Here is a 12947-nt window from a genome sequence, read left to right as displayed (position 1 = left end):
CAAACGTACGCTAGGAGGATGTACATGCATAATGAACCTTTGGCTTTTCGTATGCGGCCTGAGACGATTGATGAAGTGATCGGACAAGACCACGTCATCGGCAAAAATACTCCCTTATATCGGATGATCAAGAACGGGCATGTCCCTTCTCTTTTATTATATGGTGAACCAGGTATCGGAAAAACGTCGTTAGCCTACGCAATCGCGGGTACGTCCAAACTACCATTTATTGCGTTGAATGCGACTGTGGCTGGCAAGAAAGATGTAGAAGATGTAGTGAAAGAGGCACGAATGACAGGTAAAGTATTGTTATTCTTAGATGAAATTCATCGTTTCAATAAATTGCAACAAGATACACTGCTTCCTCACGTAGAAAGCGGTTCGATCGTCTTGATTGGTGCGACAACGGAAAACCCATTCCACGATGTCAATCCCGCTATTCGTTCGCGCTGCGGGGAAATCGTCCAATTGAAACGATTGCAGCCAAAAGATTTACTGGAATTACTCGAGCGCACGTTGAAAGACGAGAAAAAAGGACTCGGTAAGCAAACAATCGACATCACTACAGAACAACTGGAGAAAATCTCAGAAGGCGTGAATGGGGATGCACGAAAAGCTTTAACGTTTCTCGAATCATTACTTGCTGCTAGTGACGAAGAAGACGGCAAGATTATTATAGAAGATGCATTGCTCGCACAATTATTAACTAGAATTAGTTTACTAGGTGATAAAAAGGGATCGCATCACTTTAATTTATTATCCGCTTTACAAAAAAGTGTACGCGGAAGTGATGTCGATGCGGCGCTTTATTATTTGGCACAATTACTTGAAATCGGCGACTTGACTGCTGTTACTAGACGTATGCTCGTCATGAGTTATGAAGATATTGGATTGGCAGCGCCGGAAGTTGGGAGCCGAGTTCTCGCGGCTACAGATGCCGCACAGCGTCTCGGCATGCCTGAAGCACGCATTCCACTTGCAACAGCCATTATAGAGATGTGTTTAGCTTCGAAGTCAAACTCTGCTTATAAAGCGATCGATGCTGCCACGAAAACATTGCATGAAAAACCAACCGGTGAAATCCCCATGCATTTACGCGACACACACTACAGCGGATCTGCTGCACTCGGTCATGGTGGCTATGTTTATCCACACGCAACACCAGTTGGCACATTCGGTGGGTGGACAGACCAACAATACTTGCCTGACAGCTTAGTACATTCTAAGTTCTACACCCCTGTAGAAGCAGGTGACGAAACGAGAATGGCGGCCATTCACAAACGTCTTCAATCATTTAAGGGAAAAAAGAATCCACGTTAGGGATATAGCTCGAAACGACAAAAACCCACGCCAACCTGTAGTAGGTCAGCGTGGATTTTTTTATCTTACTCGAACATCGCTGCATCTTTCGGTGTGGAAATCGCATCGATATCATTAAAATAACTATACTTTGCATCGAGTTTTTGTTTATAACGGATATAATCTCGCTCGAAATAACTTGTGACATTTGCTGACATCTTCATCCCTGTGACAAACATCGTCTTTTCATTAACCGTTAGCTCTACGTCGAGCTTCTCCACTACAGGAAATCCTCCATGCGTATGGACAAATTTCTCAGGTTGCGGACTATTCACGGATACGATTTCCATCAACTGACGATAATCAGCAGGCGATAAAGAAAACTGTATAGCATAGCCGTAATCAATCTTTTCTAGTTCTGCGTCATGCAGGAACGGTTCTAATAGCGAGAAGTCCATTACTGGAGAGACGAACGGCACCCACACACCGAGCAATTCTGCACGCTGCGCTTCTGTTAACTCTAGCCATTCGCTTTTCTCTTCTTCAAATGTCTCTTGCATAGCCAATTGAGTACCTTGGCGGAATAATTGAATGTTTTTCGCGCCTTGTTTTGGAATTTTCCAGACGACTTCCTCTGAACTCTTCAGTGGATTCTGTTCAATATCCGCCTGTATTTGTACATTTTTGCTTGTACGTTTTGCAGGATCGGATGTGACGCTACTTTCATCATACGCGATATTGGCATGAACTGATTGCAACTCTTCCATCGCTTGTTCTGCTTTCTTCATTAAATCTTCCGCACTCGACGGGGCAGAAGACGTTTTTCCGCATCCTGTCACTGTAAATAGCAGTACTGCCAGGAATAGAACGATCAAACTTTTGTTCATCAGGAAACTCCCCTTCAATCAAAACTATTAACAGTGTACTTCACAGCAACGCAGTTGTCACGGACCATTCCACCTTATTTGTGAGGAAACTTAGTCTACTGGCACGACCCAGTTAAACGGATCTTCCACTTTGCCTGTCTGAATGCCTGTAATCGTCTCGTATAACTTCAATGAAAGCTCACCGATTTCATTATGATTGATCTCGCATTTTTCCCCTTCAAAGAACAGTTCACCTATTGGAGAAATAACAGCGGCCGTTCCTGTACCGAATGCTTCTTCCAATGTGCCTGCTCGATTAGCTTCCATAATTTCCTCGATCGACACTTTGCGTTCTGTTACTGGGATATCCCAATCTATCAATAATTCGATAACTGACTTACGCGTAATACCTTCTAAAATACTACCGTTAAGGCTTGGTGTAATGATTTCGCCATCGATCTTGAAGAATACGTTCATCGCTCCTACTTCTTCGATATAGCGATGTTCTTTCGCATCTAGCCATAGCACTTGCGAATATCCTTCTGCTTCCGCCACTTCCTGCGCTTTCATCGCGCCCGCATAGTTACCAGCCGTTTTCGCAGAGCCTGTACCACCTACTGCCGCACGAACATACTGTGACTCCACGGCAATTTTAACAGGATTGACTCCTTCTTTATAATACGGTCCTACTGGAGATAAAATAATCATGAGACGATACGTTTTAGAAGGTGCTACTCCTAAATACGGCTGTGTCGCGAAAATGAATGGTCGCACGTAAAGTGATGTTCCTGGTCTGTCCGGAATCCAGTCTTTATCAAGAGAAATTAACTCTTTCAGTGCACTTAACACAAATTTCTCGTCGAACATCGGCATGCATAATCTATCATTTGAACGGTTCAGACGTTTCATGTTTTCCTCTGGACGGAATAAAACTACTTCTTTGTCTTCATTCAAATAGGCTTTCAATCCTTCGAAAACAGTTTGTCCATAATGCAAGACGATAGCGGCTGGGTCCAGTAGAAACGGCTTGTACGGCTCAATACGTGGATCATGCCATCCCGTTCCATCTGTATAATCCATCACAAACATATGATCAGTAAAAATTGTTCCGAAAGCAAGTGGATCATCTGCTGCCGGCTTGTCTTTTGGTGCGGTCGTTTCATAGTGTAAAATGTTTTTTTCAGTTGACATAAATAAACCCTCCTACATATTATCTAATTTGTCCGGTCCCTCGAATCACAAATTTGGAAGAAGTCAACGCTTCTAATCCCATCGGTCCTCTTGCATGAAGTTTTTGTGTACTTATACCGATTTCTGCACCATAACCGAACTCAAAACCATCCGTAAAGCGAGTGGAGGCATTCACATAAACAGCTGCCGCATCTACGCTATTCAAAAACTGCTCGGCATGTGCATCCGTTTGTGTAATAATGCACTCCGAATGCTTCGTGCTATATGTGGCAATATGATCAAGTGCTTGCTGTACATTTTCCACGCTCTTGACGCGTACTGTCAAGTCCAAGTATTCACTTGACCAATCATTTTGTTCAACCGCTTCGATAGTTGAGTCAAATGCCTGTAGCTGATCGTCACCTTGTATTTGAACATCTTGGTCCTGTAATGCTTTGATCAAACTCTTCCCATGTTGCGTCAACCAGTTGGAATCAATCAAAACCGTTTCGATCGCGTTACAAACCGAAGGACGTTGCGTCTTGGCATTAACGACTATATCGATGGCCATTTTCTCGTCAGCGGATTCGTCAATAAATACATGGCAATTCCCGGCACCCGTTTCGATTACGGGTACTGTAGATTCTCGAATGACAGTCTGAATCAATTTGGCACCGCCACGAGGGATCAAAACATCTAAATAGTCATTGAGTGTGAACAATTCTTTCGCCGTTTCTCGGCTTGTATCTTCAATTAATTGAACAGAATCCACTGGCAATAAACTTTTTTCAAGCCCGCGTTGAATGACACGCCATAGTGCTAAATTGGAATGTTTAGCAGAAGAGCTTCCGCGCAAGACGACCGCGTTTCCTGTTTTTAATGCTAGGGATGCCGCATCAATCGTCACATTCGGACGCGCTTCATATATCATGGCGATGACACCGATTGGCACGCGCTTCTTGACAATATGTAAGCCGTTTTCCTTTTGGATTTCTTCCAGTGTTTCCCCAATCGGATCTTTAAGATCAACTAATAGACGAACACCTTCCGCCATAGCTTCAATGCGCTCAGGCGTCAATAAAATACGGTCAAGAACTGCTGATTCGATTCCTTTTTCGCGGCCTTCTTCAATATCTTTTTTATTCTCAGCGAGTAATTGATCTTGTTCTTGCAATAGTTGATCGGCAATCAATTGCAATGCCTGATTTTTCTCTTCAGTCGTTGCCACGTTCAATAAAACACTTGCTTCTTTTGCAGCTTTTCCTTTATTTCTAATCTCACTCATCATCTATTCTCCCCTTTGATTACACTTGTACCCAGCGGTCACGGTGAATGACTTCTAGCATAGGCTTGAATTCTTCCAGTTGATCTTTATTGGAAATCGTTTGTTTTAGTTGTTCAGACGAATACGTGACTTCCCCTTTACCGATTAAACCATTTAAACCGAACACTTCTACTACTTGGCCAATCTCAAAGTCACCTTGCACTTTAAAGACACCTGCTGGTAATAAACTGCGCCCATTATGCACAATTGCTTCTTCGGCGCCTTGATCGACGTATAGACGTCCAGTAGATTCGGAATGAAGGGCAATCCATTGGCGGTTTGTATTGATTGTGTTGGCAACGGGGCTAGAAATATATGTGCCGTCTCCATGACCTTTTAAAATATCCAGCAATTTTGATGGACCATGTCCTGTTCCGATGAAAAGCGGCACGCCTAATGTGTGAGCCGTTCTTGCAGCTAGTAGCTTCGAACGCATACCACCCGTACCGACTTTCGAGCCTGTATCATCCGCGCCACCGAGCAATTCATCTGAAATTTCATCCAACTTAGTCAATCGTACAGCGTCTGGGTCTGTTCGCGGATTGCTTGTGTAGATCCCGTTGACATCGGTTAAAATAATCAATTGGTCCGCATGTAGGAAACCACTGACTAATGCGGATAGCATATCATTATCACCAAACGTCAATTCATCGATGGATACGGTATCATTTTCATTAATGATCGGCATAATACCGCGATCAAGCAATTCAGACATTGCCGCAAATGCGTTGCGGTATCGATCACGATCCGCAAAGTCATGGCGCGTCAATAAAATCTGTGCCGGTATGACTTTATGTGCACTAAACCTTTCAATATAGGACTGAATTAATAAGCTCTGACCTACTGCCGCAGCAGCTTGTTTACCTTTAATCGTCTGTGGACGGGAGGAATAGCCGAGACGCGCAAAACCCGCCGCCACCGCTCCTGACGAGACAACAATGACTTCATGCCCAATGTTTTTCAACATCGCCAACGCATCGACATGATCATTGAATTTTACTTGATCGATTTCTCCATGATCATTTGTTAACGAACTGCTACCGATTTTCACAACGATTCGTTGTCTTTTCATATGGATTCGCCTACCATTTCTACATATCATCTACTTTTATACAATAAAAAAGCCCAATCGTCCCGATATAATCAGGACGAAAGGACGTAACTTCCGCGGTGCCACCATCATTGGATTCATTTTCACGAATCCCGCTTTCCTTCTAACGCCAAGGTGCGCGCCTGTATTTTCACAGGACTCAAAAGGCAGGTTCGACAAGGCATTGCGACGGAAACTTCCAGCCGATGGATTCCGCTCTCTAACACATGCTATTTATCTACTGGTCCTTCTTCAACGTTCCATATCATTTCCCCAATCATACAATATTCAGAGTAATTGTCAAGCACTGCTACGTTACTTTCGCTGTAGCATACGGTCTAGCGCATCTATCGCATCTGCAGATGTCGTTGCATCGACTTTGATGATGTTTTGCTCTTTCCCTTCCACAATACTTTCAAGACTCCATAATAAATGCGGTAGATCGATACGGTTCATTGTCAAACAAGGACACATTAACGGATTTAATGAAATGATATCTTGATCAGGGTGATTTTCTATCAACCGGTTGACTAAATTCATTTCCGTGCCGATCGCCCATTTCGTTCCAGGAGCGGCGGCTTGAATTTGATCAATGATATACTTTGTGGAACCGTCGTCATCGGACTTCATTACGACTTCATGTGAACACTCGGGATGAACGATAATTCGGCGCCCGGGATCATTTTCACGTAACTGACGAATATTTTCTACCGTGAAGTTTTCATGAACGGAGCAATGTCCTTTCCATAAAATCACTTGACACTCTTCGTCTTCACCAGCGTATTCTAGTGTATCTGTAATGGGATTCCAGACCGCCATATGATCGAGTGGCACGCCAAGTCCGTATGCAGTGTTACGCCCTAGATGTTGGTCAGGTAAAAATAGTATCCGCTTTTTCTGAGTGAAAGCCCATTGGACGATTTCTTTGGCGTTTGACGAAGTCACCGTCGCACCACCATGACGACCGACGAACGCTTTGATCGCTGCCGTCGAATTTACGTATGTCAATGGAAGAATCGTATCTCCAAAACGCCTTTGCAAGTCTGTCCATGCTCTTTCCGTCTGGTAAATGTCTGCCATGTCTGCCATTGAACAACCCGCACGCATATCGGGTAAATAGACGTGTTGATTTTCCGTCGTTAAAATATCTGCAGTTTCTGCCATGAAGTGTACCCCACAAAACACAATATGTTCTGCTTCCTCGTTCGCTGCGCAAATTTGTGCTAATTGTAAAGAATCTCCTGTCGCATCCGCAAATTGAATCACTTCATTTTTCTGGTAGTGGTGGCCAGGGATAAATAATTTAGTTCCTAACGTCTGCTTAATCGAGCGAATTTTTTCTTCCATTTCAGTCACTGTGTAGTGTTTATACCGTTCAGGCAACATAGCATTTGCTTGTTCTTTTACAAGATCCATCATCGACATATTCTTCAGTCCTCCTGTGGTGTAAGTTGTATAGTTGCGCTAATATCCGCTGCAATAACGGAATGCGTCAGCGCGCCAACCGATATGTAATCAATTCCTGTCTTGCCGTAAGAAGCAATCGTTTCTTCTGTAATCATGCCTGAAGCTTCGGTTACGATATGTGGAGGTACGAGTGGTAACCAGTCCGTAATTTCTTTCGGTGTGCGGTTATCAAACATAATAATATCCACATTGGCTTCAATAGCTTCTTGTAGCTGTGCTAGCGATTCTATTTCTACTTCTATTTTTACCGTATGACCTAACTGTGATCTAAGTAGTTGCACGGCTTGTGTAATAGAACCTGCATATGCCAAGTGATTATCTTTTAGCATCACTGCATCGTATAAACCGTTGCGATGATTAAATCCGCCACCGGTTCGAACTGCATATTTATCTAGCATACGAAGTCCAGGAGCAGTTTTTCGCGTATCACAAACTCTCGTGTTTGTTCCGGACAATAATGCAGTTAGATCCGCAGTTTTCGTTGCAATCGCGCTCATTCGCTGGATGCAATTTAGTACTACGCGCTCCGCCGTCAATAGACTTCTAACCGGTCCTCTAACACGAGCAAGTATTTGCTTCTCTTCCATTCTTTCACCGTCTTGTAGGAGGCACGTCACTTTAATAGAAGGATTCATGAGTTGAAAACCTGTTGTCATGATATCGGAACCGCAAAATATGCCTGGCGTTTTGGCGATAATTTGCATTTCACCCATTACATCAGCTGGAAATAATGTATTTGCGGATAGATCCCCATCCCCTACGTCCTCTATGAAAAACTGCTCTAACATGGATCTCAATTTGAGTGTATTCATCTGTTTTTCTTACCACCTTTATTTATTCTTGGGTGTCTTTACATCTATCTTTACATACACGCGGATATATGACAAGATGAATATATTATTTATTGCAGGAGGTCTTTTCTATGCATTACTTTGATTACGCTGCAACTACCCCTCTTCGTGAGGAAGCCGCTTCGGTATTCGTGTCTGTCTCACAGCAACATTTCGGCAACACGACGAGTCTCCATGACGAAGGAGGTGCTGCGCAAAACATATTAGCATACAGCAGAAACAATTTATCGAAAATGCTCGGTGTCCGTCCTGAAGGATTGTATTTCACTTCAGGTGGAACAGAAAGTAACGCTCTCGCTTTATTATCGCTAGCACAGTCTGCCAAGAAAAAAGGTCAACATATCATTCTTTCAGCGGCAGAACATCCTTCCCTTCATTCAGCAGCAGCCTATCTTGAAGGACAAGACTTTCGAATTTCACTCATACCTTTCACAGCCAATGGCATAGTCGATCTACGTGCACTTGAAGAAGCGATTACTGAAGACACGACTGTAGTATCCATTCAGCATTGCAACCCGGAAATCGGCACTATTCAACCGATTCATGCGATATCTGAACTGGTGAAGCCTAAAGGAATTTATTTACATAGCGACTGTGTCCAATCTTTTGGCAAGCTATCCATACGCGACATCAGTCCATTCGTAGATAGCTTCTCGATTTCTAGCCATAAAGTGTACGGACCAAAAGGTGTCGGTGCCGTGTATATTGATCCACGCATTCGCGTCGTTCCTCTATTTCCAGGCGCTACACAAGAGAAGGGTTTTCGGGGAGGAACAGTGAATGTGCCAGGCATCGCTTCATTCGTAACAGCAGCCGAACTGGTAGATCCGAGTGAAGTAGATTACGTGGAATTGCGCTCTGTTTTTCTTAATAAATTGAATGAACATAAAGAGCTATTTACTATTTACGGTAGCCAGCAGCAATCGGAACAGCTTCCACAAATCGTCGGACTATGCGTCAAACACTCGGAAGGACAGCTCATTATGTTAGAATTAAATAGAAGAGGATTTGCAGTGTCGACAGGTAGCGCATGCCAAGTAGGTCAACAACAATCTTCCACGACGATGAGTGCGATGAAGATACCTGCACATTTGGCGAAAGGGCTCGTTCGAGTTTCATTTGGAAAGACATCGACTAGTGAAAATGTTACGGAGCTAGCAAACGTATTGCTTGAGGTCGCCGTTTCAACTCAAACTAAAGGCATTCTCTTAGATATTATATAGATAGCAGGTGAGAACTTTGCGACATAAATCAAAAGTGTTAGGTGAACAGCGTCGTGATTTAATACTACGGACGCTACAAGAAGCAAATCATCCTGTAACAGGTGGAGAGCTCGGAGATTTGACGAATGTCAGCAGACAAGTCATCGTCAGTGATATTAATCTTTTAAAAGCAAAAAACGAACCTATTATGGCAACGAATCAAGGGTATTTATACACTCGGGCAAACGAAAGGGTGCGTGCTATTGAAAAAATCATTGTCTGCAAACACGCTCCTGAACAAACCGCAGAGGAGCTAAACATTTTAGTCGATCATGGCGTGACGGTGAAAGACGTCCGTGTAGAACACCCTGTGTACGGCGATGTACGTGCATCGATCATGGTGTCCAACAGGCAAGAAGTAAAAGCGTTTATAGAACAGATCGAGCAAGCGCAAGCCACTTATTTATTAAATTTAGACGATAGTGGGATTCACTTGCATGCTATTTCTGCTCCTAAACAAGAACAATTACATGATGCAGAAGAAGCATTAAAAAAAGCGGGATTCCTAGTTGAATAGGAATCTCGCTTTTCTATGGAAATAACCAAATACCGAATAACGGACCAGCTAGCGCACCGATAATCGCAGATAGTGTCATCGCTACCGAACTCATAGAAGCTGTTTGTTCTCCGTATTCGAGCGCTTTAGAAGTTCCGATCGCATGCGCCCCCACTCCGAGACCAATGCCCTGGCCAATCGCTGTATCAATCTTGAACCAGCGATTGATCCATGGACCCATGAGGATTCCAGCGAGTCCGGCGATAATGACCAATACCGTCGCTAGCGAAGGAATGCCACCAAGCTCTTCTGCTATTTGCATGGCAATGGGAGAAGTAATGGACTTCGGCAAGATGCTCGCTAACAGATCATTCGAAAATCCAACAAGTCGCGCTGCTAAGACACCAGTCAACATCCCGACAATTCCTCCCACGACAACGCCACCGAAGATCGGCAACAGGTTTTTCTTAATGATATCCCGTTGCTTATAAAGTGGAATACAAAGTGAGACAATGGCGGGACCAAGCAATGCATCGATCCACTTACCCCCTACCATATACGTTTCGTAGGAAACATTGAATAACGATAACACGACGATAACTGCAATAGTCGCTGTTAGAATAGGTACTAGAAATGGCGAACGCAGCCTAACGTAGACAGCGTTCATCAAAAAGTACAGCATAACTGTCAACATTATCATCGTGAAGGCAAGTGCTAGTGTATTCATGAAAGAGTCCCCTCCTCTTTCACTTGACGCTTGGCCATAGATTGGCTAACTAAACTAGCGACGACCATCGTGATGAATGTACTGCCGATTGTGATAACGATCAGTAAGCTACCTTTGCCGGCGAACACATGGCCATAATCCATGACACCAACCGTAGCCGGAATCAGATAAAGCGGCAAAGTCGATAGAAATACATACGCCCCTTTTTCTACCCAGCGAAGCGGGACGACTTTGATCGATAACAACGCCCACAACAACAGCAAACCAATAATGCTTCCTGGCAAAGGAATAGATAGTTTCGCACGTAAAAACTCTCCTGCTAGAAATAGTATGTATAAAAATCCTACTTGCAAAAGTGCGATGACAATTTTCACTTCAACACTTCCTTACATAATTCTTATAAATAAAATGAATACTTCCTCATTATAGGGAATAGTCAGATAAAAACCAATACTTTCCTCATTATTAGTAAATAGTAATCTGAATATTCTACTTACCGTTGACACTGTTGTCCTACTCATGTATAGTGTAAGAAGCCGTATTGGTTAAGTTTGCAGTAATAGACTTACACGTTACGTGTGGAGATGGATTTCTAATTGCCGAGGAGGAATTATTATGCACCAAGGTAAAGTGAAGTGGTTCAGCAGTGACAAAGGATATGGATTTATCGAAGCAGACGATGGTGAAGATATATTTGTACATTTCACAGGAATTGCAACCGATGGATTTAAGACACTGACTGAAGGTCAAACAGTTTCTTTTGAAGTAATTGAAGGAAATCGTGGTCCACAGGCGGCTAACGTATCGACTCTTGAGGATGAAGTGTAACCTCATCTCGGCGCAAACAGCTGAATTTATAACATAAACAAAGCATCCACGCAGTTGCGGGATGCTTTTTCATTATTTATTTGGAGGCCGTACTGATCTTGTTGATTTCTCTTCCAAGGAATTGCAGTTGGTCTCCTACGGTACAGTCGGAAATACAAAATTGGTGAGCGCCTGTTTTACCGCGTTCGTTTGTTAGTTGTTTTTTGACGTAACAACCTTCACAATATATATCGAGCAATTGATTAATTTCTTTCATGACAACTACTTTATCCATTAGAAAAGAACTCCCACCTTTCTTCCTTCTATTTTAAGTTGACTGACGGGATGTTGCAAGTGTTTCTACGTTTTTTACAATTCATTACCAGATCGGAGCGATAAATTTCATGTTGGAAGTGTACATAGATGGTGCTAGCGCAGGGAATCCTGGGTTGAGCGGAATTGGTGTGTATATAAAAGGAGAAGGACAGGATGTGCGGATTAGTGAGCCGATTGAGCCAACGAATAATCATCACGCGGAATTTCAAGCGCTTGTAAGAGGTCTTGAGGAGGCGTCTAAGCTGACAACAGGTATGGTGTCGGTGAGGTCTGATTCGACGGTAGTCGTGCAGTCGATGGAGAAGGAGTTTGTGAAGAACGAGCAGTATGCACCTTATCTGAAACAGGCGTTGCGACTGGCGGAGACGTTTGACTTTTTCTTTATAAAGTGGATTGCCGACAGCACAAACAAGACGGCAGATACACTTGCTCGGCAAGCGATTTTGATGCAGAAGAAGCAAAAGGAATAGCCTGAGCGAACTGTTTTATTGGCTATTATAACCGTCACTAAAAGAGTGTACTGCTACTGTTCTATTTTTATTCGGAAAAGGTCGTGCTTCATGACGACCTTTTTTGCACGAGGTTAAGTGGTTGTGACTTGTCGCTGTAGCCGGACGTGTATCTTACAGGCGGAGAACCCCGTCCCTCGTTTCGATCAACTAAGTGAGTGCGTTATGGTGTATGCCAAAATAAATACATCACTACGAAGAACAATAAGTAGATGACTATAATTATTGGGAAAGCGTAAAGTGATACTCTCCCGAATTTGTCTTTTCTGCTAAACAAGGATAAAACGAATGAGAATACAAGAAGGATAAAACCAAGTGGCATTGTAATGAATAATCTACCCGAAAAAATAAACAGGCAAAGAAAAGTCAGTCCTATAAGTAGACTAATAAAAGAAATCATGCCTACTCTCTGTGTATTTTGCAAGTGTATGACCTCCTAATTCTCGACAAGAGGATAGCCCGTTACATGTTTTTTATTCCACATATCAACCTTATTACACGCGATATCCCATTGCCGAGAATTTGATTAGGTTCAATAAATGATCTTCATACTATTCGTATCCATTACCTTCCACTCTAGTCGATTGATTCATTCCCCAAAAGCTTCAGCCACTTGATTTTTTAAATCTAAGCGATCTATTTCGGAAAAGCTGTATAATGTGTTATTTAAAAATTATGCTTGGTCGTATACTTCTCCTATGAAATATGGGCACTAATCTGTGTGAGAGATCAGTACCCATTAT

At 43.0% G+C, this 12947-nt stretch carries 14 protein-coding genes; 5 read left to right on the top strand and 9 right to left on the bottom strand.

What is annotated here, in order from left to right; genetic code table 11:
* Window positions 1-24 precede the first annotated feature (24 nt).
* A complete protein-coding gene (locus SporoP32a_RS16320; RefSeq protein ID WP_085428876.1) occupies window positions 25-1320 on the top strand; it encodes a replication-associated recombination protein A in 1296 nt (431 codons plus the stop codon).
* A 65-nt stretch (window positions 1321-1385) separates the two neighbouring features.
* Here the strand turns inward: SporoP32a_RS16320 and SporoP32a_RS16315 are convergent, their stop codons facing one another.
* The 6 genes from SporoP32a_RS16315 to nadC all read right to left on the bottom strand — a co-directional run bounded on the left by SporoP32a_RS16315 (window position 1386) and on the right by nadC (window position 8028).
* A complete protein-coding gene (locus tag SporoP32a_RS16315) occupies window positions 1386-2186 on the bottom strand; it encodes a DUF6612 family protein (protein WP_085428875.1) in 801 nt (266 codons plus the stop codon).
* Between the two features lie 90 nt (window positions 2187-2276).
* The gene (locus SporoP32a_RS16310) at window positions 2277-3356 is read right to left on the bottom strand and encodes a branched-chain amino acid aminotransferase (RefSeq protein ID WP_085428874.1); all 1080 of its coding nucleotides are present in this window, start codon (window positions 3354-3356) and stop codon (window positions 2277-2279) included.
* A gap of 19 nt (window positions 3357-3375) precedes the next feature.
* Complete coding sequence (locus SporoP32a_RS16305; protein ID WP_085429119.1) at window positions 3376-4620, bottom strand: glutamate-5-semialdehyde dehydrogenase; 1245 nt, start codon at window positions 4618-4620, stop codon at window positions 3376-3378.
* Between the two features lie 19 nt (window positions 4621-4639).
* Window positions 4640-5731, bottom strand: a complete 1092-nt coding sequence (gene proB, locus SporoP32a_RS16300; RefSeq protein WP_085428873.1) for a glutamate 5-kinase — start codon at window positions 5729-5731, stop codon at window positions 4640-4642.
* 333 nt (window positions 5732-6064) lie between these two features.
* Window positions 6065-7174, bottom strand: a complete 1110-nt coding sequence (gene nadA, locus SporoP32a_RS16295) for a quinolinate synthase NadA (RefSeq protein ID WP_085428872.1) — start codon at window positions 7172-7174, stop codon at window positions 6065-6067.
* A 5-nt stretch (window positions 7175-7179) separates the two neighbouring features.
* Window positions 7180-8028, bottom strand: coding sequence for a carboxylating nicotinate-nucleotide diphosphorylase (gene nadC, locus SporoP32a_RS16290; protein WP_085428871.1), 849 nt, complete (start codon window positions 8026-8028; stop codon window positions 7180-7182).
* Between the two features lie 110 nt (window positions 8029-8138).
* On the opposite strand from nadC, the gene SporoP32a_RS16285 reads away from it, so the two are divergent.
* The gene (locus SporoP32a_RS16285) at window positions 8139-9290 is read left to right on the top strand and encodes an IscS subfamily cysteine desulfurase (RefSeq protein ID WP_085428870.1); all 1152 of its coding nucleotides are present in this window, start codon (window positions 8139-8141) and stop codon (window positions 9288-9290) included.
* Window positions 9291-9306: 16 nt separating this feature from the next.
* On the top strand, window positions 9307-9846 hold the full coding sequence (locus tag SporoP32a_RS16280) for a transcription repressor NadR (RefSeq protein ID WP_085428869.1): 540 nt from the start codon (window positions 9307-9309) through the stop codon (window positions 9844-9846).
* A 13-nt stretch (window positions 9847-9859) separates the two neighbouring features.
* On the opposite strand, the gene SporoP32a_RS16275 is transcribed toward SporoP32a_RS16280, so the two are convergent.
* Window positions 9860-10552: an LrgB family protein gene (locus SporoP32a_RS16275; protein WP_085428868.1), complete on the bottom strand. Its 693-nt coding sequence runs from the start codon at window positions 10550-10552 to the stop codon at window positions 9860-9862.
* Window positions 10549-10926, bottom strand: coding sequence for a CidA/LrgA family holin-like protein (locus SporoP32a_RS16270; RefSeq protein ID WP_085428867.1), 378 nt, complete (start codon window positions 10924-10926; stop codon window positions 10549-10551). Before SporoP32a_RS16270 ends, SporoP32a_RS16275 begins: the two co-directional genes overlap by 4 nt.
* A gap of 241 nt (window positions 10927-11167) precedes the next feature.
* Between SporoP32a_RS16270 and SporoP32a_RS16265 the strand changes: the two genes are divergently transcribed.
* Window positions 11168-11380, top strand: a complete 213-nt coding sequence (locus tag SporoP32a_RS16265) for a cold-shock protein (RefSeq protein ID WP_085428866.1) — start codon at window positions 11168-11170, stop codon at window positions 11378-11380.
* A gap of 76 nt (window positions 11381-11456) precedes the next feature.
* Here the strand turns inward: SporoP32a_RS16265 and SporoP32a_RS16260 are convergent, their stop codons facing one another.
* Window positions 11457-11654, bottom strand: coding sequence for a zinc-finger domain-containing protein (locus SporoP32a_RS16260; protein ID WP_029054626.1), 198 nt, complete (start codon window positions 11652-11654; stop codon window positions 11457-11459).
* A 109-nt stretch (window positions 11655-11763) separates the two neighbouring features.
* On the opposite strand from SporoP32a_RS16260, the gene SporoP32a_RS16255 reads away from it, so the two are divergent.
* A complete protein-coding gene (locus SporoP32a_RS16255; RefSeq protein WP_085428865.1) occupies window positions 11764-12165 on the top strand; it encodes a reverse transcriptase-like protein in 402 nt (133 codons plus the stop codon).
* The last annotated feature ends 782 nt before the right edge of the window (window positions 12166-12947 follow it).

The organism is Sporosarcina ureae (assembly GCF_002109325.1).
GTDB lineage: Bacteria > Bacillota > Bacilli > Bacillales_A > Planococcaceae > Sporosarcina > Sporosarcina ureae_C.
Note: the sequence above shows the minus strand (reverse complement) of the source record. Positions and strands in the feature narration are given on the sequence as shown.

What these genes read in the sequence shown, in the direction of transcription:
- SporoP32a_RS16320 (WP_085428876.1), top strand. Translation starts at nt 25, where the DNA reads ATGCATAATGAACCTTTGGCTTTTCGTATGCGGCCTGAGACGATTGAT.
- SporoP32a_RS16315 (WP_085428875.1), bottom strand. Translation starts at nt 2,186, where the DNA reads ATGAACAAAAGTTTGATCGTTCTATTCCTGGCAGTACTGCTATTTACA.
- SporoP32a_RS16310 (WP_085428874.1), bottom strand. Translation starts at nt 3,356, where the DNA reads ATGTCAACTGAAAAAAACATTTTACACTATGAAACGACCGCACCAAAA.
- SporoP32a_RS16305 (WP_085429119.1), bottom strand. Translation starts at nt 4,620, where the DNA reads ATGAGTGAGATTAGAAATAAAGGAAAAGCTGCAAAAGAAGCAAGTGTT.
- proB (WP_085428873.1), bottom strand. Translation starts at nt 5,731, where the DNA reads ATGAAAAGACAACGAATCGTTGTGAAAATCGGTAGCAGTTCGTTAACA.
- nadA (WP_085428872.1), bottom strand. Translation starts at nt 7,174, where the DNA reads ATGTCGATGATGGATCTTGTAAAAGAACAAGCAAATGCTATGTTGCCT.
- nadC (WP_085428871.1), bottom strand. Translation starts at nt 8,028, where the DNA reads ATGAATACACTCAAATTGAGATCCATGTTAGAGCAGTTTTTCATAGAG.
- SporoP32a_RS16285 (WP_085428870.1), top strand. Translation starts at nt 8,139, where the DNA reads ATGCATTACTTTGATTACGCTGCAACTACCCCTCTTCGTGAGGAAGCC.
- SporoP32a_RS16275 (WP_085428868.1), bottom strand. Translation starts at nt 10,552, where the DNA reads ATGAATACACTAGCACTTGCCTTCACGATGATAATGTTGACAGTTATG.
- SporoP32a_RS16265 (WP_085428866.1), top strand. Translation starts at nt 11,168, where the DNA reads ATGCACCAAGGTAAAGTGAAGTGGTTCAGCAGTGACAAAGGATATGGA.
- SporoP32a_RS16260 (WP_029054626.1), bottom strand. Translation starts at nt 11,654, where the DNA reads ATGGATAAAGTAGTTGTCATGAAAGAAATTAATCAATTGCTCGATATA.
- SporoP32a_RS16255 (WP_085428865.1), top strand. Translation starts at nt 11,764, where the DNA reads ATGTTGGAAGTGTACATAGATGGTGCTAGCGCAGGGAATCCTGGGTTG.